The organism is Proteus sp. TSJ240517 (assembly GCF_047921575.1).
GTDB lineage: Bacteria > Pseudomonadota > Gammaproteobacteria > Enterobacterales > Enterobacteriaceae > Proteus.
Genome location: NZ_JBLRMH010000001.1, coordinates 211094 through 233063 on the forward strand (window position 1 = coordinate 211094; position 21970 = coordinate 233063).

Genomic DNA, 21970 nt, shown 5'->3' on the forward strand with positions numbered 1-21970 from the left:
TTTAATAATAAAAGTGGGCAATAGTTTTATTCGATTGTGTGTAGTGACGCAAGTAATATCGCATCATAAAAACAGACAAATCGACAAATTTTCACTCGGGATCTGTTTTTTCTTTAAATTCACAAAGATCTTCGATAATACAAGAGCCACACCGTGGTTTTCGTGCAATGCAGGTATAACGACCATGAAGAATAAGCCAATGGTGACAATCAACCTTAAATTCTGCCGGAACAACCTTTAACAGTTTTTGTTCGACTTCATTGACATTTTTACCTGGGGCAAAACCTGTCCGATTACTCACTCTAAAGATATGTGTATCGACAGCGATTGTTGGCCAGCCAAATGCCGTGTTTAAAACGACATTGGCAGTTTTACGACCGACACCGGGTAAGGCTTCTAGGGCTTCTCTGTTTTCAGGTACTTCACTGTTATGTTTATCAACTAAGATTTGACACGTCTTAATCACATTTTCAGCTTTAGTATTATAGAGGCCGATGGTTTTAATGTATTTCTTAAGACCATCAACGCCTAAATTCAGTATTGCCTGTGGTGTATTGGCAACGGGGTAAAGCTTGGCTGTTGCTTTATTTACACTCACATCGGTTGCTTGTGCAGAGAGTAACACGGAGATCAATAGTTCAAACGGAGAGTCAAATTTTAGCTCTGTCGTAGGTTGCGGATTGTCATCACGCAACCGAGTTAGAATTTCAATACGTTTTGCTTGATTCATTATGCTCACAAATTAATTTTTGACGATATGACTACCACAGCCTTGTTCTTTTTCGTAAGTTTTCGTTGTCAAAGTGCTGCGCTTTTTCTGTCTTTCATCGATCAGGTATTTTGCTGCTAACATAAAGCCTAAGCCGATAAAAGCACCCGGTGGCAAAATGGCAAGTAAGAAGGGTGAGTCTAAATGTACTATCTCAATTCTTAATACTTGCGCCCATTCACCTAATAGTAAATCTGCACCATCAAATAATGTGCCGTTACCTAAAATTTCACGTATTGCACCTAAAACAAAGAGTGCCGCGGTTGCGCCTAATCCCATTGCTAAACCATCAATAGCGGAAGGAAAGACTTCATTTTTAGCGGCAAACGCTTCAGCACGACCAATAACAATACAGTTAGTGACGATCAATGGAATAAAGATCCCTAAAGATTGATATAAGCCGTAAGCATACGCATTGATTAGTAATTGCACAGCACTGACGACAGACGCAATTATCATAACATAAATTGGGATTCGAATTTCAGAAGGAACCCAACGACGTAAACTTGAAACCGCCACATTAGTACAAAAGAGCACTAATGTTGTTGCAAGCCCTAAGCCTAATGCGTTAGTGGCAGTAGAAGAAACAGCAAGTAAAGGACATAAACCCAGTAGTTGAACTAAAGCTGAGTTATTGGTCCATAACCCTTGTGAAAATAGCGTTTTGATAGAGTTCATCTTAATTCGCCTCACAGACAGGAAGTGTATCCAACTTCTCTGGTAAAGATTGTATTAGCCAAGCAGTGCGCTTTGATGAGTTAACAACAGCGCGAGGGGTGATCGTCGCGCCCGTGAATTGATCAAAATCGCCACCATCTTTTTTTACTGCCCAGTGCGGATCGTTTTCACTGGAAATGAATCTATTGCTCAATGTCGTGATCCAATCAGAAATACGTGTTTCAATTTTATCCCCTAACCCTGGTGTTTCATTATGAGCAGTAACACGTACACCAAGAACATTTGCTTTAAAGTCGGCGCCTACAAGAAGCTCAATTGCGCCTGAATATCCATCAGGAGCGGTAGATTCTAATGCGGCTGCAACAGGTTTACCGTCTAAACGAGCAACATAAAGCTTATGTGGTTTTGTATTCCCTAATTCAGGTGCCGTGAGTAGATAACAATCTTTAGAGAGATCGTTGTTATACATTGATTGTGGGATCACCTGATCTAATAATTTTTGTTTCTCTAAAGCGACTTGTTCTGCAATGGTGTCTGCGGTTAAGTGATAAACCACCGCAGTTAAGCCTGTCGTACAGGCAGCAAAGATAGCTAATGTTAACCCATGACGTTTTAATATTTCGATCATCATTTTCTCCTTGGATTAATGTCCGTAAACACGAGGGCGTGTATAGCTATCAATGAGCGGTACGGCAATATTGGCAAGCAATACAGAGAAGGCGACTGCATCTGGATATCCGCCATAGACACGGATAATCCAAACTAATAAACCAATCATGCCCGCATAAATTAAACGCCCCTTAGGGGTTGTTGAGGCGCTAACTGGATCAGTCGCAATAAAGAAGGCTCCTAACATTGTTGCACCAGAGAAGAGCTGTAATAGCGGTTGTGAATAACGCGTAGGATCAATACCCCAGCTAATAACCGAACATAGTGCTAATACAGAAATCATCGCAACAGGGATATGCCAGCTAATAATGCGTTTATAAAGCAGGATTAATCCGCCAACTAAATAAGCGACATTCACCCATTGCCAGCCAATGCCTGCAAATTCACCTTGTAAAATAGGTGTCGCTAAGACTTCATTAATAGGGTGAGTTAATAAACCCGTTTTAAAGCTATCAAGAGGTGTTGCTTGTGTAATGCCATCGACAGAACGTCTTAAATCTTCAAGCGTTAAGCCAGAAGAGGTATGCCCTGTAAAGAAGATGCTTAAACTATCCATGACATTGTAAGAGACAGCCTGTAATTCAACGGGAGGCATCCAAGATGTCATTTGTACTGGGAATGAGATCAGCAAAACCACATAACCCACCATTGCGGGATTAAATGGATTTTGTCCTAAGCCACCATAAATATGTTTTGCGATAACAATAGCAACAAAAGTACCTAAAACAATGATCCACCATGGCGCTAAAGGCGGAATACTAATGGCGAGCAATACACCAGTCAACAGCGCTGAATTGTCTTTCAGATAAAGTAAGGGATCTTCTTTTTTGAGCTTTACGCAAAGTGTTTCAGTAACAAGCGCCACGATAATAGCTAACACAATTTGGTAAATGGTTCCTAAGCCAAAGAAATAGATCTGGCTTAAGATCCCCGGAAGTGCCGCTAATGTTACCCATAGCATAACTTGGCTGGTGGACTGTTGATTATGCGTAAAAGGTGAACTCGCAATTTTTAATTTACTATTGTTATTTTGTTTTGGTCTGAATTTCATCTGTGATTAATCCAAGGTAACTTCTTCTTTATTAGCTCGACGTTGTTCGGCTTCTTTTTTGGCTTTTACTCTGGCAATTGCGGCAGCGACAGCGGCTTTGCGCGGATCGACATCTTCCGCTTCAGCACTTTGAACAGGCGCTTCTACGCTTGATGATTGAGAAGCTTGTTGAGCTTTCTTAGCTTTAACACGAGCCAATGCGGCAGCGACAGCGGCTTTGCGCGGATCGACATCTTCCGCTTCAGCACTTTGAACAGGCGCTTCTACGGTTGATGATTGAGAAGCTTGTTGAGCTTTCTTAGCTTTAACACGAGCCAGTGCGGCAGCGACAGCAGCCTTACGAGGATCAACTTCTTCAGCCTCGATGTTTTCAATTGGGGTTTCTACGGTTGATATGGCTTCAGCAGCTTGTTGAGCTTTCTTAGCTTTAACACGAGCCAATGCGGCAGCGACAGCGGCTTTACGTGGGTCAGCATCTTCGCTCTCACTCGCTGTATTTTCACTTGACGCTTCTAGTGTTTTTTGCTGTGCTAATTTAGCAGCCTGTTTTGCTCTGACTTCTTCTTTACGTTTTTTACGTGCGGCAATAGCGGCTGCATTATCTGGCTCTTCACCTGCTTTAACAGAAATAATTTTGCCGATACTTTGTTTCGCTTTTACGCGAGAAAGTGCGGATTGAACTTCACTGTGCTCTTCATCGTCAAGTTTAACTGCGGCACGTTGATGTCTTGCTTCACGTTCAAGTTTTTCTCGCTCCATACGTATTTTTTTCGCTTCAAAACGTGCTTTGGCTTCAGTCGCGCGTTTTGCTTCCGCATCAATTTCACGTATTTCTGCTTTTTCTTGGCGGTAGTATTGAACTAGTGGAATATTACTTGGGCAAACAAACGCACATGCACCACACTCAATACAATCAAATAAATTATGTTGTTGCGCTTTCTCATGCTCTTTACCTTTACTAAACCAGTAAAGTTGTTGAGGTAATAAACCACTAGGGCAAGCATCAACACAATGGCCACAACGGATACAGGCTTCTTCAAGGTTATCTGTATCCATCTCTTCAGCTGAAGGGATAAGTAGGCAGTTCGTTATCTTAACAACAGGGGCATTTAAGTCTGGTAAGGTAAAGCCCATTAATGGCCCACCCATAATCACCATTTGTTCAGAGCCTGCTACAAAGCCCGCTTGTTTTAATAACGAGTAAATCGGTGTACCTAAACGTGCCCAGAAGTTACCCGGTGTTTTGGCGCCATTACCTGTAACGGTGACGACACGCTCAATTAAAGGTTCATCATCGATAATTGCGCGTTTGATCGCGACAACAGTACCTACGTTTTGCATCAAAACGCCAATGTCAGATGAACGACCTCCCGATGGAACTTCTTTACCCGTTAAGATCTTGGTAAGTTGTTTAGCGCCACCTGATGGGTATTTTGTTGGGATAACACGAATGAAAATACGTTTTTCATCGGGCATCGCGTTTAATGCCTGTTTTAATGCCTCAATGGCTTCAGGCTTGTTATCTTCAATACCAATTAATACTTCATCAGGGGAGAGAAGGTGAATTAATACCTGACATCCAGCAATTACTTCATCAGCGTGTTCTTGCATTAAGCGATCGTCAGCGGTGATATAAGGTTCACATTCTGCTGCATTGATGATCAGTGTTTTAACGAGATCGCCACCACCTTTTAATTTTGATGCCGTTGGGAATCCCGCACCGCCTAATCCTGCAATACCAGCTTCATGAATACGGCTAAGTAATGTTTCTCTGCTTTCTAACTGGTAATTAATGATAGGTGATTTCTCTCTCCATTCATCTTTACCATCAGATTGGATCCTTACTGCAATTTCAGGTAAGCCAGAAGGGTGAGCACTTGGAAAAGGTTCTATTGCCGTAACGGTACCAGAGATAGATGCATGTACAGGTAATGTTCTGCCAACTCCTTTTGTTAAGGGTTGGCCTTTTAATACATGCTCACCTACGCTGACACAAAGTTGACCCGGTACACCTAAGTGCTGATGAATAGGAATAATGACTTCATCAGGTAATTGCGCTATACGTATGGGTGTACGACTTGACTGTAATTTCATTTCAGGAGGATGAATACCGCCTTTAAAATCCCAGATTTTATCTTTTTTAAATAACGAAAAGAGATTAAACATGAGCGCTATCCTCCGCCTTTAATGACGGTTCATCTTCAGGTGTTTCTTCAGGCTCTGCTGGAATGTTTTTAACAGGGATTGTGTTTAAATCCCATTTCCAGTTCGAGGTTGTGACTTTGACAGGAATCAAGGTTATACAATCAGTAGGGCAAGGAGGAACACATAAGTCACAGCCCGTACATAAGTCTTCAATAACGGTGTGCATAGCTCGTGTTGCGCCCACAATGGCATCAACAGGGCATGCTTGAATACACTTAGTACATCCTATGCAGTTATCTTCATCGATTAAGGCGACTTTTCTAATTGGATTTAATGCTTCTTCGTCACCATCAAGCGGTTGAGGATCAACACCCATCAACTCCGCGATTTTTAACATCACTTGTTCGCCACCCGGCGCACAACGGTTAATCATTTCACCATTGTTTGCGACTGCATCGGCATAAGGACGACAACCAGGATGACCACATTGTCCGCATTGGCTTTGTGGTAATATCGCGTCAATTTTTTCGACAATAGGATCTTCTTCCACTTTAAAACGACGTGCGGAATAGCCCAAAATTAGCCCAAAGATAAGACCTAGCGCACCCAGTACGCCAATTGCTATCCATAAAGAATTCATTACAGTTTCACCAAACCACTAAAACCCATAAAGGCAAGAGACATTAAACCTGCGGTAATTAAACCGATTGAAGCACCTTTAAATGGCGCGGGTACATTGGCGACCGCTAATCGTTCTCTAATGGCGGCAAATAATACCATTACAAGAGAGAAACCGACGGCTGCACCAAAACCATAAACGGCAGATTGCATAAAGGTGTGGGCTTGATTGATATTTAATAACGCAACACCTAAGACGGCACAGTTTGTGGTAATTAAAGGTAAGAAGATCCCTAACAAACGATAGAGTGTCGGGCTTGTTTTTCTTACGACCATTTCAGTGAATTGTACAACTACTGCAATAACTAAGATAAAGCTCAGTGTGCGTAAATAAAGTAAGTCCAAAGGGACTAAAATAAAATTATCCATCAGCCAAGAACTAATCGAGGCGAGTGTCATAACAAAGGTCGTCGCAAATCCCATACCAATCGCGGTTTCTAATTTTTTTGATACACCCATAAATGGGCATAAACCCAGGAATTTGACGAGTACAAAGTTATTCACCAATACGGTGCCGACGAATAGAAGCAAGTAATCAGTCATTGTTATGCCAAAATTGTTAAACAGAGAAACAAAAAGCCTCCAGAAATAAAGAGGCTAAACAAGCGTATATAATATCAAGGGTAAAGGTGTGAAGTTATCGAAGTTGTGTGAAAGTTTCACGAACACGCTTAGCATACTTGATATAAGGCACAAAACAGACTGTCGAGAAGACCGACCATAGAAGGGATTTTAACGCTGTTTGATCGTCAACAGGAGCAAAACCAAAGCTTTTAATGGCTAAGAGTAAGTTAATCAATAACCACAAAATAAATAGTCGTGGAAAATTTTGAGCGCGATAAAAAAATTGTCTTAACAGATATAACGTAAAGGCAAACATCACCCATGTTGTTAATGCAGAAAGATACCAACTAGAGATCAAATGAAAAGGAAGCTGGTGGAGGATCGAAAAATCTGAAAAATATTTAATAACATAGAGAACTGACATCAATCCAGAGCCAATAATCGACAAAATCATATACGCCAATGGCGCAAGCAACCATCCTGTAATCGGCGCTTTGCCTGAATGGTTATTCGACGTGTTTGCTTTGAGATCAAATTTCATTAATTAATTATTCCTACCTGTGTACAGAACTAAACGAGATATTATCACAAACTTTGTTATTATTTATTTAGCTACAAAAGTGAAAGTGATTTTTGTTAATAAAAAAACATATAAAAATAGGATAGGGTGATGACAATTAAACTCAATGTTGGAATTATCGGATATGGCTATGCAAGTAAAACCTTTCATGCTCCGCTAATAACAACAACCGAAGGCTTAAATCTTAGTGCAATTTCAAGCTCTGATGAAAATAAAGTTAAACAAGATTTTCCTCACATTACGGTTTATGCAGATCCTCAAGCACTTATTAATGATCCCTCAATAGACTTAATCATTATTCCAACGCCAAATAATACTCACTATTCACTGGCTTCACAGGCTCTGGCAAAAGGTAAACATGTTATTGTTGATAAACCGTTTACACTGACACTGGAAGAAGCTGAAAAATTAACTCAGCAAGCAACAGATGCTGGTAAACTTCTTTCCGTCTTTCATAATCGTCGTTGGGATTCAGGCTTTTTAACCGTTAAAAAGCTTTTAGCTGATAAAACACTCGGTGAAGTTAGTGCATACGAAGCGCATTTTGATCGTTTTCGCCCAACTGTACGTCAACGTTGGCGAGAAGATGCCGGAATTGGAGGCGGGCTTTGGTACGATCTCGCTCCTCATGTTCTTGACCAAGCGATTTGTTTATTTGGTGAACCTAAAGCGATTACTGCTGATATTGCTCAGTTACGCCCTAATGCAAAAAATGCCGATTACTTTCATGCATTACTAGAATATGAAAATCTTAGAGTTGTTCTTCATGCTTCTATGTTAGTTGCGTCTCCAACACCTATTTTTGCTATTCATGGGACAAAAGGAAGTTATGTTAAGTATGGTTTAGATACCCAAGAAGATGCCTTAAAAGCAGGTTATCTTCCTAACCAAACATATAATTGGGGAATGGATAATAGTGATGGTGAATTAACAACACTGTCAGATTCTGGAGAGTTAGAGACAACAACACTGGCAACACTCTCTGGTGATTACCCCGCTTATTACCAACAAATTTATCGTGCAATTACATTGGGTGAAGAAAACCCTGTTACGCCAATACAAGCAACAGCCATTATGCGTTTGATTGAAGCTGGCGAAATTTCTAATCGTTTAAAACAAACTATTACGCTATAAGCCAAAGGGAGCGCTAAATCTAATGTCTTGGTGGCAAAAATTAAAACTCGATCCTTTTCTCATGATAATGATTTGTGTGGTGACGCTAGCAACGCTACTACCCGCACAAGGTGATATTAAAGTCTTGTTCCAATATCTTACGACCGGTGCGATAGCATTGCTGTTCTTCTTGCATGGTGCGAAGCTTTCTAGAGAGGCGATATTAGCAGGACTTGGACATTGGCGTTTACATCTTACTGTATTTACCAGTACCTTTATTCTTTTCCCTATTTTGGGGCTCGGATTACAAGTTATTGTGCCCGAATGGATGTCACCCACTGTCTATATGGGTTTTTTATATCTTTGTGCGTTACCAGCGACGGTTCAATCTGCCATTGCCTTTACTTCTGTGGCAGGGGGAAATGTCGCAGCTGCTATTTGTAGTGCATCTGCATCTAGTATTCTGGGTGTTTTTCTTTCACCCGTATTAGTCGGTTTTTTAATGCAAACGCAAGGCTCTGCGAATGATTTTGATACTGCTGGGGCGATTCAATCGATCTTACTGCAATTGATGGTGCCTTTTATTATTGGTCACTTATCACGCCCTTTAATTGGTCGTTGGGTTGATAAGCATAAGAAATTAGTTAATAGAACGGATCGTTCTTCTATTTTGCTGGTGGTTTATGTGGCGTTTAGTGAGGCGGTTGTTGAAGGGATCTGGCATAAAATTGACGGTTGGTCACTATTAACGATTGCAGGAGTGAGTTGTATTCTGTTAGCGATTGTTATTTTTGTGAACGTGTACAGTGCAAGATTGCTTGGTTTTAATAAAGAAGATGAAATCACTATTGTTTTTTGTGGATCTAAAAAGAGCTTAGCAAATGGTGTGCCTATGGCGAATGTGTTATTTCCAGCAGCAACTGTTGGGGTAATGTTATTGCCATTAATGATATTCCATCAGATCCAATTAATGGTTTGTGCTGTGTTAGCGCAGCGCTATGCCAATCAAGGTAAAAGAGCAGAGAAAAAATAATGAATTTAAGCTGGTGGATACAATAACGTTAAGTGAATATTGATTATTGGGTTCATTAGGAAAAACGGCATCGATTTAACAATTAATCGGTGCTTTTTTATTTATTGAGCTTTTTCTTTATTCTCTTTTTTGTCTGATAGCGATTGATATTTTGATTTAAACGGAAGGGCTAAACCCAGTGTAAAAAAGACTAAAAATACAAGCCCCATATTTAAATAGTCAGATTTATTATTTTTCACATCAACCTTTAATTCACAATCGATGGGTTCTAACTGATCGTTGATATTATATTTGCCTTGGTAAAGTTCATTAAGCATTGTCTGTGCTTGCTCAAATTCTTTATAGTTGACGAGTAATTTTACCCCCCCAGTCGCTTGAGCATAAACTTGGTTATTCCAAACAATATTTTCATCTAAAAGGATCGCATCAATGCCTTCTGATTGAAGAAAACCTGCTTCAATAGAAGCATCAATTGGTGATAGATATTGTGCTAATAATTTATATTGACCTCTTGTCGGATGAATATTCCACATAGCTTTTCCTTAATGATTAATAGCCCCTTGAAAATTAATTCTAGCCTAAGAGCCATTAATCATTCCATCCATTTTCAATAAATATAAAAAACCACCTGATAAACAGGTGGTTTTAATCAAAAAGCGATCAAATATTAACGTGAGCTTACTTTCTTAATTAATGCGTCACGTTCTGCTTGGCTAATAAATGCCATTCTTAAGCCATTAATCTGTGTTTGGCGGATTTGCTCTGGCGTTAATCCAGCAGCAGGCGCCGCAACGGTATATTCGTGTTTTAGCTCAATACCCTCAACCGCAGGATCATCGGTATTAAGAGAGGCAATAATGCCATGCTCTAAAAATGTTTTTAAAGGATGCTCTGCTAACGAATTGATAGTACTAGTTTGAATATTTGACGTTAAGCAAGACTCAATACCAATTTGATGCTCGGCAAGGTAATCCATTAAGCGTGGATCTTCAATCGCTTTAACACCATGACCAATACGACTTGCACCCAATTCTTTAATGGCATGCCAGATACTTTCTGCACCCGCCGCTTCACCAGCATGAACCGTAATATTCCAGCCAGTATCACGAGCACGATTAAAATGAGGTTGGAATAAATGACCAGGAAAACCTAATTCATCACCGGCTAAATCAAGCGCTGTAATTTTATCTTGATGTTTTAGTAAGCCATTTAATTCTTGTTGGCAGGCGTTTTCACCAAAGGTACGGCTTAAAATACCGATTAAACGAACATCTACATCGTGTGATTGTCGTGCGCTTTGTACACCATCAACAATGGCTTCCACGACACCTTCAACCGGTAATTGATGTTTCATTGCCATATAATAAGGTGAGAATCGCAGCTCAGCGTAATCGATACCAGCATTAACCACATCTACTACGTTTTCATAAGCAACACGATGACATGCGTCTAAATCAGCTAAAACCGCCACACCCCAATCTAATTTTTGTAAAAAGCTAACAAGGCTTGGCTCATTTTTTGTAATTTGTACATGAGGGCGCAATGCTTCTAATTCATAAGCTGGTAGCGCAATATTATGTTGTTTTGCTAACTCTAAAATAGTTTGAGGGCGGATATTACCATCTAAATGGCGATGTAAATCGGTTAAAGGCAACTGTGTGTCAATCACGCGTTATTTTCCTTTTAATAGAAATAATGAAAATCTATCGTTTATAGTGATTTTCTTATAATCGGGTAAATATAAATGAGTTGCAGATAATTATGACTGATTTTTATTTTATTCACTAATAAATAAACTTAAATTGGCTATTTTTAAAACTGAAAATGCAGTTTTTTCTCAATTTTAAGTTAAAAAATAAAAAATGGGAAAAAGACGTGTTTATTTATTAGCTACAATATTCAATGTAATTGACGTGTATTATCAGGTTAATTGATACATTAAAAATTAAGTTTAAAAATATTTATCATTATAATTGAAATGTCTTATCAGTTATTTTGATAGGTTTGAAAGGGGGAAATGAATAAAAAAATAACTGAAATATCATTTTGTTATGGTTTGCTTTAATAGGTGGCTTGTTTGTCACGGGTTAAAGCAATTGAATAAAGAATGAAAAGATTATTTTTATAAAAATAACAAAGTTTGTTTTTTCTTGAATTTATATAAATAAAATAGAACTAAAAAATAAAATATCTCTTTTATTAAATAAGGGGTAAAGAATAGGGAATTAACGCCATAATAGATTGCTGTTAAATAAATATATTCAACTGAATGTAATTATTTCCACAATGATTTTTTAATAGAAACCTAATTATTTTAAATTAAGGCATATAATATGAATGAGAATTCTGATTTTAGTTTTGAAAAGAAAAATGATAATATACAACACCAATTAATGTCCAAAATACTTCCGCCTTCATCCGCAAATAATCTTAGTTATGGCTCACAAGTCGTTACGGGTGATGGCACGATTGCGTTAGATTTAGTTGTCGTGATTGATACCAGTGGTTCTATGTCTGATGAGTCGTCAGATTTAAGTAAAGATATTGATATTGCAATACAAAAAGCACTGGAAAATTGCCCATCAAAACTTCGGGTGACTTTTTTAGGTATTGAAGGTACATGGGATGATACTAAATTTGATCAATCAGCTAGTGACTATTTAAAAGCGCTAGGCGTACCTGAAAGTCGCTTACAGGCAAGAAAGCCTTTTAAAGAGGCTGATGGGCGTGATCACGCGGGTAATAAAGAAGATTTATGTCGTGCAGTGATTGATTTAAGTAAGCATTTTGATTGGCGTGATGGTGCTCGTCGTGCTGTTTTTGTTTTGGGTGATGAAGGTATGGAAGGTGGCGGAGGTATATTGACCAACGCGGCAAAGATAAAAAATGACGAAGCGATTGCTGTTGCCCAACAAGAAAAAGTCAAAGTATATACCTACCAAGGAACGCCAGACGATAGTGCAACGAACCTCGATCGTTTCCCAAGTGTGGCTGATAGAGATCGCGTAACAAAAGAGTATATACGTTTAGCGGAGCAAACAGGGGGACGCTCGTATATTTACACCACAGGCATTGCGAATTTCTCTTTAGTATTACAAGAAATTCTCTGTGATAGTTTGACACTACCGAACATTCCTAAGCCGAATGAAAAAACATCTAGCTGTAGTCAGGTCTGCGCACAATTCACGTCTATTATGTCAACAGTAAATACGCTTGCTGGAATAGTTAATAAAGCCATTGATTCTTGTTGCAAAGAGGAATGGAACAATCACCATATTCTGGTTAGAGATCGCGATTGTTAATTAAAATACGATGCTAAAAAAACACCCCATTATGTTATTCACAAATGGGGTGTTTATTTATTTTTTACCAGATTATTGTTTTAACCGATGATTATTTTAACAACGTACCGTTCTAACAAAAAGTTAATTATTGAGCTTGTGCTGGTTGCTCAGGAATTAAGATTTCTTGTTCTTCGATAATAGCTGGATCTTCAGTGATTTCTTCTTGATAACCTTCTTCTGAATAATCAGAATCATCGTAATCATAAGATGATGCGCCCATACCGAATAACATTGCTGCTAAACCTAACATTTGAGGAGCTTGGGTCACTTCCATAAATTCATCAAAAGTATAAGTTTTACCATTCATGGTAAATTTATCAGCAGCATAGTTCAGTTTCATGTTTAATGCGTTACCATCTTGAGCCAGTAACATCAGTGGTAATGCATCTTTCTCGTCTTGAGAAATTTGGTTGATATTTTGCTGTAGCTCAGTTTTTAACTGTTCAATATCAGCCGCTGTTGTTGCTTCGATCTCTTTTTTATCTTCATCTGTTAATGCGGTTTCTTGGTAACGAGCCGCATCAAGATATTGAGTGGTGTTACGGAATTCAGCTAACATTGGAAGAGATAAATCAACATTGAAATCAATGTTTTTAAACAGATAGTTAAATAACTCTGCTGGTGATTTCTCTTGGCTTTCTAATACTTTAACGTTAAAAGCATTTAAGTCTAAGTTAAAGGCTAACTTACTTGCACCGCTTTTATTTGTTAAAGAGGCTTCATCGATACGGAAAACTAAGCCTTTTTCCAGAACATCACGAACGGCTTGTTCAACCATTTCTGAACTATCGAAATGATTTTTATTCCACGGTAACAATGAGTTGTTATAAACTTTGGTTAATAACAACATAGCATCTGGATCAGCTTTATCAATTGAATAGCCAAATTTACCTGCACCAAATTCGAATCCTGCAACATTTAGTGACTTAAAGTAATAAGTTTGAGAGATGTTAAAGAGCTTATCTTTGATATCACTTTTGGTTGTCAGAGAAAAATCTTTCAGCGAGAAATCAGACGCTTTGTCTTTACTGGTATGTGCAATTTCAGCAAAACTTAATAACTGCTCATTAAATAAGTATTGATCGTTATTAACTTTTGTTCCTGCAACAGAACCCGCGATATTTTTAATTGTGAAAGTTTCTTCACCTTCTTTAGTCACAACAACTTGGTCACCTTTAACTTTGGTTGTGAAGTTTGTTGCATCTTTATCTGATGAGAATTCAACCGTTAGAGGCGTCGTTTTAACGGTGTCACCATTTTCAGTAAAATCGATAGGATTTAGTTTCGCTTCACCTGAAACTCCACCATCGAATGCTAAAGAAGTATGGATATCAAAAATAGATTTCTCTTTAGTCAGTTTGAATAATTCTTTCGTTGTATCATTGTTGACTAACGTATTATTCATTGCTGCTAATTTGGGTGCTAAATTAAACTTAGCCAGATCAGAAAGAGGGAATGGACCATGATCAATATCGGTAGTGAAGATAACTTCTTCTACTTTTTTCTCTTGGTCTGCATCACTAGCATCTTTTGAAATCACGACAGCAAAGTCTGCATTAGAGGTAAAAACCCCTTTCTTATAGTCACGAATTTCAAGTTTAACATCAGCGCCAAATTGTGCATTTTTAGCAAGTTGCGCTAATTGGACATTAGCTAGTTTCGTTTCTTCCTGTAAGCGACTTTCAATTTTGCTGCCCATGTACCACGACGCACCAGTCCAAACAACACCCAGTGCGACGATAACACCAACAGCGACAAGCGATTTCTTCATAATTCTAGTCCATCCTCTGTGTACATCCGGCGATGTACGTTATAAAGGTTGTTTTGTAACCCTTAAACAACCCGATAAATTGGTGATAAATTTTACTAAATTTAAATATAGATAATCCACATATGTACATCGCCATCTATATTAACCGTAAATATAGATTTAGTGGAATAAAATCGCAATCAGAACTTACTTAGTTACTCGCTAACATAATGAGTTTAAAGCAAAATGAATATGATTTATAAGGTAAATAAAATAAGCATTAAAAACATCTTTTTTTACTCTTTTTTCAATTTAGACAATATTTAATTGTGATGTAATTCTATTTATGATGAATAATAAAGGCTCATAATAAGTATGGATATAAATATGAAAGCTTAAATAATAATGTTGGCAATGAAATAAGGTCGCCAACCGTATTTTTCTAAAAAAATCAACAGATTTCATTCTGTTATAAATTTCATAAGCTCGCTTTAGCTCTCATATTTATTATTCTGTTTATGGCATGATACTGGTATCCGAGTTATTTACTAGAAAGTGATTCGGAATTAATCAATTATTCTGTGTACTTAAGGAGATTGAAATGGCAGCCACTCGCATTGAAAAAGACTCAATGGGGCAAATCGAAGTACCTGCTGACCAGTTATGGGGAGCTCAAACGCAGCGTTCTCTTGAACACTTCCGTATTTCAGTTGAAAAAATGCCTGTTGCACTTATCCATGCGCTTGCTATCACGAAGAAAGCAGCCGCTGGTGTTAACATGGATTTAGGTTTATTACCAAAAGAGCGCGCTGATGCAATTATCGCCGCTGCAGATGAAGTGCTTGCAGGTAAACACCCAACTGAATTCCCATTAGCAATCTGGCAGACCGGTTCTGGCACTCAATCAAACATGAATATGAATGAAGTGTTAGCTAACCGTGGTAGTGAGATACTTGGTGGTATCCGTGGCATGGAACGCAAAATCCATCCGAATGATGATGTTAACAAAAGTCAAAGTTCAAATGATGTGTTCCCAACTGCCATGCATGTCGCTGCTGTTATTGCATTACGTCAGGATTTACTGCCAGAATTAAAATCACTGCTGAAAGTATTCAAAGAGAAAGCAGAAGCTTTCCATGATATCGTTAAAATTGGTCGTACTCACCTGCAAGATGCGACACCACTGACATTAGGTCAAGAGATCTCTGGTTGGGCTGCTATGCTTGAGCACAGCATCAAACATATCAATGATTCCGTTCCTCATGTTTGTGAATTAGCGCTCGGTGGTACAGCAGTGGGTACGGGGTTAAATACCCATCCAGAATATGCTGTTCGCGTTGCTAAGCGTATCGCTGAATTATCTGGCCAGCCTTTTGTAACGGCTCCTAATAAATTTGAAGCATTAGCAACTTGTGATGCATTAGTTCATTCACACGGTGCATTGAAAGGTTTAGCTGCATCATTAATGAAGATTGCTAACGACGTGCGTTGGTTAGCTTCTGGCCCTCGTTGTGGTATTGGCGAAATCGCTATCCCTGAAAACGAACCAGGTAGTTCAATCATGCCAGGTAAAGTTAACCCAACACAATGTGAAGCATTAACAATGTTATGTGCTCAAGTTATGGGTAATGACGTTGCTATTAATATTGGTGGCGCATCAGGTAACTTTGAACTGAACGTTTATCGCCCAATGATCATTGATAACTTCTTACAATCAGTCCGTTTATTGGCTGATGGTATGCGTAGTTTCAATGAGCACTGTGCAATTGGTATTGAGCCAAACCGTGAACGTATTAATAAACTACTGCATGAATCATTGATGCTAGTTACTGCGTTAAATACTCATATCGGTTACGATAAAGCCGCTGAAATTGCTAAGAAAGCGCATAAAGAAGGCTTAACGCTAAAAGAATCTGCATTGAAGCTGAACTATCTGACATCGGAAGAATTCGATAGCTGGGTTCGTCCAGAAGATATGGTTGGTAGCATGAAAAAATAAGTGTTAAATACACTTATTTAACCGATATTAAATCCCGCTATAATGGCGGGATTTTTAGATCTTATAGGAAAAATAATGACTGAAGAAATTACGTTTACTGCGACAGAAGTTAATTGCTATGTCGAAGATGATGTCACCATTATCGGAATAGGGGATGATGCTGTTTCTCCTGATCATTTCATTATTCTTTCAAGATTTGATGAAGAAGATGAAGATATAGATAACTCAATTGGTTTAATGACCCATTTATCTGATATTGAAGCCATTAATACGCTCGAAAAAATTACCCTTGATCGAAAAAATATTATCCTTGCATTAAAAAACAATGTGATGATAACAATCCATTTAGATATTGAAGACAATCATTTTGTTCAGCTTAATGATTATCTTCAGCAAATCCTTCAAGGAAGCTCAATTAAACTTATTGAAAAATAAGATATTCTCTATTTTTCAATATACAAATGCATTCTTGGAATAATTAATTGCAGCTTTTTAGCTTTAGGGCGATGGCGAATTTGAATGTTATCGGCATCATAATCAGGAAGTTCGCCTATAACGGGTTTAAAGTCGCTCTCTTTATCAATATAGAAAGCTAATAAAGGCAAAGGACACGCATATTGCACTTGTTTTTGAAGTTCTGAATACCAAACCCGCGCAATAGGTTGCACTTTGACAGGTCGCTTTATTTTTAATTTTGTATTTTCAGGTAATTGAGAAAGAGTGATGATCTCTTTATCCAGACGTTCTGCCCATTGTTCACTAGTATAAGGGGGGACTGCACGATTGGCTTCGCGACTTTTCTCTAATTGAGTCAAAACATCGTTACGCGTTAAATTCTTAATAATATTCTTATTCGCCCAACCAAAACGCACTGTATCTGGATCAGACAATAGGGTGAGGGTACGATAAGCATTGAGCGTAATTAAGCCTTTTAGTTGATTATGGACGAAATCAAAACGCTCTTCCTTCGATATACCAGACTCTTTAGTAACAATATCGGAAAGCTGTTTTTTTAATAAATTAATTTGCTCAACTTGTTTTTTTACAGACTTAAATGTTTGATTATCTGTACTAAAGCAAAGCACTCCGGGTAAACGAATAGCGCGCTTACTACTGATGTGCGGTGCATTGTCATAAATAAAAAGATTCGCCATTAGCTTTAAAGTGAGATCTCTAGCTTCCTCATTATAGCAAGGTGACACCGTAACGCGAACAACCTCATCATGTTCCTCTTCTTTACTCACTTCAGGTAATTCAAATACTGCTGATGGTAATAAAGTTAAATTTTTCAACACATCAGTTAGTTTTTTAATTTCAATTTCTAATTGCTGAAAACAGAGATTGAATTGCTCAATTAAATCATATCGATTCATCTTAACATCCTTATTTAGTTACAACATACAACTAGCCTTTGTTTAAAACAATACATTAGCTTCAGTGAAAAGTACATCGCCTAACAGCGATAAATTCCAAAAACACGATACACTGTTTATTTATACAGTATATCGTGAAAAGGGCATATTGGGATGATATTTTTCCTAAAAAGGGATTATTTGATGGTTTTTAAATCAAAGCTAGTTTGTTTTTCATTCGACTGTATTAACGTTCCATCAATAACACTACAATCTGGTTTTGTTGGTGGGCACTGTTCTGTAAATGCATTTGTAAGAGATGTAAAAAAGAGAAATAGCAGGGTAATAGATAGTTTTATAATAGCCATAATCGTAATTCCTTCTTAAAGAATAAGTTTATACCTTAAGAAGGGAGTGCAAAATCGACAACATTAAACCGCGTTAACCTGCTTTTGAACTTTGTTAATTATCAATAAATTACTGGGCAACTTTGTTTAAGTGTAATGCTATTAATAAGGCTGTTAACATTAAAAGGGCAATAAATAACCCTACACCAAGCCAGCCAAAACTCACCCAGAATAATCCGCCCACTGTACCTGCAAGGCTAGATCCCGCATAGTAAGTAAAAAGATAAAGTGAAGAGGCTTGGGCTCTTCCTCGTTTAGCGCGACGGCCAACCCAACTACTTGCGACTGCATGTGCAGCAAAGAAACCTGTCGTTAAGATAAGCATCCCAATAAAGATAACGGGCAGTGATTCAATCAAAGTAATCAATATGCCAATTAACATCATTGAAATTCCAGCAATAAAGACTTTGCCTAAACCGTATTTAGTGGTTAATAAGCCAGCTTTGGATGCGCTATAAGTACCACTTAAATAGACGATAGAAATCAGACCCACAGTAGTTTGACTTAATGAATAGGGTGCGTCTAATAAACGATAGCCGATATAGTTAAATAAAGTAACAAAACCACCCATTAATAAACCACCTTCAATAAATAACAAAGGCAGCCCTTTATCTCTAAAATGCAATTTAGTCGTTATAAGAAGATTGCGAGGTTTTAATGCTGTCGGCCTAAAGTGCTGTGAAGCTGGTAATATCTTCCAGAAAGTAATTGCAGCAAAAAGGGCAAAAATACCGAGAATAACAACGGATAAACGCCAAGAATAATAATCACTTAGTACCCCTGTAATAACGCGCCCGCTCATTCCTCCAATAGAGTTTCCGCTAATATATAACCCCATTGATAATGCGAGATAAGCAGGGTGAATTTCTTCACTTAAATACGTCATTGCTACTGCTGCAACGCCACTTAATGAAAGTCCAACTAAAGCTCGCGTAATTAAAATACCTGTCCAGCTATTCATTGTCGCACTTAATAATGTAAAAAATGCGGCGCAAAACAGTGCGATAACCATGACATTCTTACGACCAAAGGCGTCTGAAAGTGGGCCAGTGATTAATAATCCACATGCCATTAAAGCGGTTGAAAGTGAGAGAGCTAAACTACTGGTTGCTGGGCTGACGGAAAATTCGTTAGATAACACCGGTAATATGGGTTGCACAAAATAGAGTAAGGCGAATGTCGCTAAACCGACCATAAAAAATGACACTGTCACTTTTATATACAGTGCATCATCACGTTGAATATAGTGTTTAGGGTTAGATTGGTGTTGAGCAGGCTTTTCTATACTTGGTGTATTGTCTGAAATATCAGTGCCTAAGCTCATACTTTTACTGTCTATTTCGTGAGTATCCATATTGATTAAACTTCCATTACTTAAATTTGATTTATGTCAATGTTAGAAATATTTGATTTTTTTGTCTAATATATTAATCATTAGAAATAAGACTTTTAAAGTATCAATGGCGACATGAGAGAAATATGAATATTGAACTTAGACATTTACGTTACTTTATTGCTGTTGCAGAAGAGCTTCACTTTGGTAAAGCAGCAGAAAGATTGAATATTTCTCAACCTCCTTTAAGCCAACAAATACAAGCACTTGAAGGTGAAATAGGCGCTAGACTTTTAGAGCGAACAAACCGTTCTGTTTCGTTAACACCCGCAGGACAAATGTTTTTAAAAGAGTCGTATCAAATTATGGCGCAGGTCAACGCAGCCGCAACGCGCGCCGCTAGAATGGAAAAAGGTGAATTAGGTGAAATTTCAATTGGTTTTACCTCAACAACGCCTTTTATGCATTTAGTCACCTTGAGTTTGCGACAGTTTAGAGAAAACTATCCAGAAGTCGGTATTCATATGCATCAAATGAATACAAAACAACAGATATCGCCGTTACTAACGGGGCGTATTGATCTAGGGATCATGCGAAACACAACATTACCCGAAAATTTGCACCACCAGCTATTGTTTCGTGAGCCTTTTATATTAGCGGTTTATGAAGGGCATCCACTGCTTGCTTACAAAGAAACGGGGGTCAATATTCAAGATATTGGGCAATATCCTTTTGTTTTCTTTGAGAGAGATGTTGGTACGGCACTTTATGATGAGATTATTCAGTTACTTAGTCTGTCAGGAATTACGCCAACTATTGCACAAGAAGCGGGTGAAGCCATGACAATTTTAGGGCTAGTTGCAGCAGGGCTTGGTATTTCTATTGTGACAAAATCATTTACGCGAATGAAAGTTGATGGAGTGCACTATCTACACTTTGCAAATTCTCAAGCGTTCTCTGAAGTTTGGTTAGTTTCACATAATAAACGAACTATTCCTGCTGCGGCGAATCGATTAACGCAATTGCTGTTAAAAAATATCTTAGATCACCAAAAATCTTGATTTATCTGTGTTTTTGATCACGCTTTTTATGTAAGTATTGTACAATTATTACAAATTGACGACATAATCGGTAATGAATTATTTGGAGCCTCGAATTAATTATGGCTCTTTAATTAAGGATGCATTCAATGGGGAACCAACCTAGCCACATCGATCACGTAAAACAATTTAATCTTGGCACAGTCTTTCGCTTGATTGATGAACATGGTCCCATTTCTCGTATTTCATTGTCGAAAAAGGCAGAGCTTGCGCCAGCAAGTATTACTAAGATCACGCGAGAATTAGTTGAAGCGCATCTTATTCATGAAACGGAATTCCCAGATGTGGGATTTCGAGGCAGGCCTGCTGTCGGATTAAAATTAGAAAGCCAAGGCTGGCAATTTCTCTGTATTCGCGTCAATAAAGGCAGTTTACTTTTTAGTTTAAGAGAATTAGATAGCAAACTGGTTACTGAAGATACATTCGATTTCCCCAAAGAATACAGCGATGATTTTCTTAATCATTTTTTAGCTGCAATTGATAAATTCTTCGAGCGTTATCAATCTCATGTTGAAAGATTGACGGCAATTAGCATTACAATGAATGCTATTGTTGATCCTATTAGTGGTGTTATTTATAGCTCACCTTATTATGATATTAAAGACATTCCACTTGCCGATAAAATCCATGAAAAAACAGGTGTTTCTGTATTTTTACAACATAGCGTAACTGCATGGACAATGGCCGAATCTTTATATGGTGCGGCAAAAAACAATTCAGACGTTCTGCAAATTGTTATCGATGACATTGTTGGTGCTGGCGTAATAAACAATGGAAAAACATTACATTCTAACAGCCATAGCGCCGTCGAAATTGGACATACTAAAGTTATCGATTCTCAAAATAGCTGTTATTGCGGGGCAAAAGGGTGTTTAGAAACAGAAATTGCTATTCCTCAATTAATTAAGAAAGCCCAATTATTAGCTCAAGAAGATCCCACTTCGTTGCTAAACAAATATCCTATAACTGTGGAGACATTGTGTGATGCGATATTAGTTGGCGATAAACCCGCGCTTGAAATTGTAAATTTAGTCGCTCAGCGATTAGGTTTTATTTTGGCTGTTATGATCAATATCTTTAATCCGCAAAAAATATTAATTGGTTCGCCGCTATGTCGCGCTAAATCAGTGCTCTTTCCTTTGATGCTGAATCATATTCAAGATCACGTCATGCCTCGTTATGCAAAGTCACTCATTATTGAAGAAACAGAGTTAAGAAATAAAGGCACATTGCCAGCTGCATCTTTAGTGAAAGAAGCGCTGTACAACGGTTCTTTGCTAATTGAATTGATGCAAGGCTAAATTAAGCTAAATAAAACGTAACAAAACTGTTTTGTATGCGTAAATGCGTCAATTGATCATTAACGAATTCTCTATTTTTGAGCAATTAACTAAAAAATTGAGCT

General features: G+C 38.0%; 21 protein-coding genes. 7 read left to right on the forward strand and 14 right to left on the reverse strand.

The window, feature by feature from the left end:
• Positions 1-91: 91 nt before the first annotated feature.
• From nth to ACNARN_RS01075, 8 genes are all read right to left on the reverse strand, one after another.
• Entirely contained in the window at positions 92-730 is a 639-nt protein-coding gene (gene nth / locus ACNARN_RS01040) for an endonuclease III (RefSeq protein ID WP_109372352.1), read from the reverse strand.
• 12 nt (positions 731-742) lie between these two features.
• The gene (locus tag ACNARN_RS01045) at positions 743-1447 is read right to left on the reverse strand and encodes an electron transport complex subunit E (protein ID WP_198619555.1); all 705 of its coding nucleotides are present in this window, start codon (positions 1445-1447) and stop codon (positions 743-745) included.
• A gap of 1 nt (position 1448) precedes the next feature.
• Positions 1449-2075 carry an electron transport complex subunit RsxG gene (gene rsxG, locus ACNARN_RS01050; protein WP_109372350.1) on the reverse strand — a complete coding sequence of 209 codons (627 nt, stop codon included), beginning with the start codon at positions 2073-2075 and terminating at the stop codon, positions 1449-1451.
• 15 nt (positions 2076-2090) lie between these two features.
• Positions 2091-3167 carry an electron transport complex subunit RsxD gene (rsxD, locus tag ACNARN_RS01055; RefSeq protein ID WP_416304021.1) on the reverse strand — a complete coding sequence of 359 codons (1077 nt, stop codon included), beginning with the start codon at positions 3165-3167 and terminating at the stop codon, positions 2091-2093.
• A gap of 6 nt (positions 3168-3173) precedes the next feature.
• Positions 3174-5333: an electron transport complex subunit RsxC gene (gene rsxC / locus ACNARN_RS01060; protein ID WP_416304022.1), complete on the reverse strand. Its 2160-nt coding sequence runs from the start codon at positions 5331-5333 to the stop codon at positions 3174-3176.
• Positions 5326-5952, reverse strand: a complete 627-nt coding sequence (gene rsxB, locus ACNARN_RS01065; protein WP_198619553.1) for an electron transport complex subunit RsxB — start codon at positions 5950-5952, stop codon at positions 5326-5328. The genes rsxC and rsxB overlap by 8 nt, the downstream gene beginning before the upstream one ends.
• A complete protein-coding gene (gene rsxA, locus ACNARN_RS01070; protein WP_006536930.1) occupies positions 5952-6533 on the reverse strand; it encodes an electron transport complex subunit RsxA in 582 nt (193 codons plus the stop codon). Before rsxA ends, rsxB begins: the two co-directional genes overlap by 1 nt.
• A gap of 94 nt (positions 6534-6627) precedes the next feature.
• Positions 6628-7095: a DUF2569 domain-containing protein gene (locus ACNARN_RS01075; protein ID WP_196533218.1), complete on the reverse strand. Its 468-nt coding sequence runs from the start codon at positions 7093-7095 to the stop codon at positions 6628-6630.
• 129 nt (positions 7096-7224) lie between these two features.
• Here ACNARN_RS01075 and ACNARN_RS01080 point away from each other — a divergent pair, with 129 nt between their 5' ends.
• Both ACNARN_RS01080 and ACNARN_RS01085 read left to right on the forward strand, forming a co-directional pair.
• Positions 7225-8268 (forward strand): oxidoreductase, encoded by a 1044-nt coding sequence (locus tag ACNARN_RS01080; RefSeq protein WP_198629889.1) that lies wholly within the window; start codon positions 7225-7227, stop codon positions 8266-8268.
• A 22-nt stretch (positions 8269-8290) separates the two neighbouring features.
• Positions 8291-9280 (forward strand): bile acid:sodium symporter family protein, encoded by a 990-nt coding sequence (locus tag ACNARN_RS01085; RefSeq protein ID WP_198619550.1) that lies wholly within the window; start codon positions 8291-8293, stop codon positions 9278-9280.
• 101 nt (positions 9281-9381) lie between these two features.
• On the opposite strand, the gene ACNARN_RS01090 is transcribed toward ACNARN_RS01085, so the two are convergent.
• Together ACNARN_RS01090 and add are read right to left on the reverse strand one after the other, a co-directional pair.
• Complete coding sequence (locus tag ACNARN_RS01090) at positions 9382-9813, reverse strand: hypothetical protein (protein WP_198619549.1); 432 nt, start codon at positions 9811-9813, stop codon at positions 9382-9384.
• A 134-nt stretch (positions 9814-9947) separates the two neighbouring features.
• Entirely contained in the window at positions 9948-10949 is a 1002-nt protein-coding gene (gene add / locus ACNARN_RS01095; RefSeq protein WP_416304023.1) for an adenosine deaminase, read from the reverse strand.
• Positions 10950-11613: 664 nt separating this feature from the next.
• On the opposite strand from add, the gene ACNARN_RS01100 reads away from it, so the two are divergent.
• A complete protein-coding gene (locus tag ACNARN_RS01100; RefSeq protein ID WP_198629890.1) occupies positions 11614-12582 on the forward strand; it encodes a VWA domain-containing protein in 969 nt (322 codons plus the stop codon).
• 127 nt (positions 12583-12709) lie between these two features.
• On the opposite strand, the gene ACNARN_RS01105 is transcribed toward ACNARN_RS01100, so the two are convergent.
• On the reverse strand, positions 12710-14395 hold the full coding sequence (locus tag ACNARN_RS01105) for a YdgA family protein (protein WP_198619546.1): 1686 nt from the start codon (positions 14393-14395) through the stop codon (positions 12710-12712).
• Between the two features lie 580 nt (positions 14396-14975).
• Between ACNARN_RS01105 and fumC the strand changes: the two genes are divergently transcribed.
• Together fumC and ACNARN_RS01115 are read left to right on the forward strand one after the other, a co-directional pair.
• Positions 14976-16373: a class II fumarate hydratase gene (gene fumC, locus ACNARN_RS01110; protein ID WP_198619545.1), complete on the forward strand. Its 1398-nt coding sequence runs from the start codon at positions 14976-14978 to the stop codon at positions 16371-16373.
• 75 nt (positions 16374-16448) lie between these two features.
• Positions 16449-16808 carry a hypothetical protein gene (locus tag ACNARN_RS01115; protein WP_198625598.1) on the forward strand — a complete coding sequence of 120 codons (360 nt, stop codon included), beginning with the start codon at positions 16449-16451 and terminating at the stop codon, positions 16806-16808.
• Between the two features lie 8 nt (positions 16809-16816).
• Here the strand turns inward: ACNARN_RS01115 and tus are convergent, their stop codons facing one another.
• The 3 genes from tus to ACNARN_RS01130 form a co-directional block, all read right to left on the reverse strand.
• Positions 16817-17746, reverse strand: a complete 930-nt coding sequence (tus, locus tag ACNARN_RS01120) for a DNA replication terminus site-binding protein (protein WP_109374005.1) — start codon at positions 17744-17746, stop codon at positions 16817-16819.
• A 176-nt stretch (positions 17747-17922) separates the two neighbouring features.
• On the reverse strand, positions 17923-18093 hold the full coding sequence (locus ACNARN_RS01125) for a hypothetical protein (RefSeq protein ID WP_198625600.1): 171 nt from the start codon (positions 18091-18093) through the stop codon (positions 17923-17925).
• Between the two features lie 109 nt (positions 18094-18202).
• On the reverse strand, positions 18203-19486 hold the full coding sequence (locus tag ACNARN_RS01130; RefSeq protein WP_198625601.1) for an MFS transporter: 1284 nt from the start codon (positions 19484-19486) through the stop codon (positions 18203-18205).
• Between the two features lie 125 nt (positions 19487-19611).
• Here ACNARN_RS01130 and ACNARN_RS01135 point away from each other — a divergent pair, with 125 nt between their 5' ends.
• On the forward strand, positions 19612-20526 hold the full coding sequence (locus tag ACNARN_RS01135) for a LysR family transcriptional regulator (RefSeq protein ID WP_198619541.1): 915 nt from the start codon (positions 19612-19614) through the stop codon (positions 20524-20526).
• Between the two features lie 128 nt (positions 20527-20654).
• Positions 20655-21866, forward strand: coding sequence for an ROK family protein (locus tag ACNARN_RS01140; RefSeq protein ID WP_409281703.1), 1212 nt, complete (start codon positions 20655-20657; stop codon positions 21864-21866).
• The last annotated feature ends 104 nt before the right edge of the window (positions 21867-21970 follow it).

Excerpts from the sequence above, each read along its gene's own strand:
- nth (WP_109372352.1), bottom strand. The coding sequence starts at position 730 with ATGAATCAAGCAAAACGTATTGAAATTCTAACTCGGTTGCGTGATGAC.
- ACNARN_RS01045 (WP_198619555.1), bottom strand. The coding sequence starts at position 1,447 with ATGAACTCTATCAAAACGCTATTTTCACAAGGGTTATGGACCAATAAC.
- rsxG (WP_109372350.1), bottom strand. The coding sequence starts at position 2,075 with ATGATCGAAATATTAAAACGTCATGGGTTAACATTAGCTATCTTTGCT.
- rsxD (WP_416304021.1), bottom strand. The coding sequence starts at position 3,167 with ATGAAATTCAGACCAAAACAAAATAACAATAGTAAATTAAAAATTGCG.
- rsxC (WP_416304022.1), bottom strand. The coding sequence starts at position 5,333 with ATGTTTAATCTCTTTTCGTTATTTAAAAAAGATAAAATCTGGGATTTT.
- rsxB (WP_198619553.1), bottom strand. The coding sequence starts at position 5,952 with ATGAATTCTTTATGGATAGCAATTGGCGTACTGGGTGCGCTAGGTCTT.
- rsxA (WP_006536930.1), bottom strand. The coding sequence starts at position 6,533 with ATGACTGATTACTTGCTTCTATTCGTCGGCACCGTATTGGTGAATAAC.
- ACNARN_RS01075 (WP_196533218.1), bottom strand. The coding sequence starts at position 7,095 with ATGAAATTTGATCTCAAAGCAAACACGTCGAATAACCATTCAGGCAAA.
- ACNARN_RS01080 (WP_198629889.1), top strand. The coding sequence starts at position 7,225 with ATGACAATTAAACTCAATGTTGGAATTATCGGATATGGCTATGCAAGT.
- ACNARN_RS01085 (WP_198619550.1), top strand. The coding sequence starts at position 8,291 with ATGTCTTGGTGGCAAAAATTAAAACTCGATCCTTTTCTCATGATAATG.
- ACNARN_RS01090 (WP_198619549.1), bottom strand. The coding sequence starts at position 9,813 with ATGTGGAATATTCATCCGACAAGAGGTCAATATAAATTATTAGCACAA.
- ACNARN_RS01100 (WP_198629890.1), top strand. The coding sequence starts at position 11,614 with ATGAATGAGAATTCTGATTTTAGTTTTGAAAAGAAAAATGATAATATA.
- ACNARN_RS01105 (WP_198619546.1), bottom strand. The coding sequence starts at position 14,395 with ATGAAGAAATCGCTTGTCGCTGTTGGTGTTATCGTCGCACTGGGTGTT.
- fumC (WP_198619545.1), top strand. The coding sequence starts at position 14,976 with ATGGCAGCCACTCGCATTGAAAAAGACTCAATGGGGCAAATCGAAGTA.
- ACNARN_RS01115 (WP_198625598.1), top strand. The coding sequence starts at position 16,449 with ATGACTGAAGAAATTACGTTTACTGCGACAGAAGTTAATTGCTATGTC.
- tus (WP_109374005.1), bottom strand. The coding sequence starts at position 17,746 with ATGAATCGATATGATTTAATTGAGCAATTCAATCTCTGTTTTCAGCAA.
- ACNARN_RS01125 (WP_198625600.1), bottom strand. The coding sequence starts at position 18,093 with ATGGCTATTATAAAACTATCTATTACCCTGCTATTTCTCTTTTTTACA.
- ACNARN_RS01130 (WP_198625601.1), bottom strand. The coding sequence starts at position 19,486 with ATGGATACTCACGAAATAGACAGTAAAAGTATGAGCTTAGGCACTGAT.
- ACNARN_RS01135 (WP_198619541.1), top strand. The coding sequence starts at position 19,612 with ATGAATATTGAACTTAGACATTTACGTTACTTTATTGCTGTTGCAGAA.
- ACNARN_RS01140 (WP_409281703.1), top strand. The coding sequence starts at position 20,655 with ATGGGGAACCAACCTAGCCACATCGATCACGTAAAACAATTTAATCTT.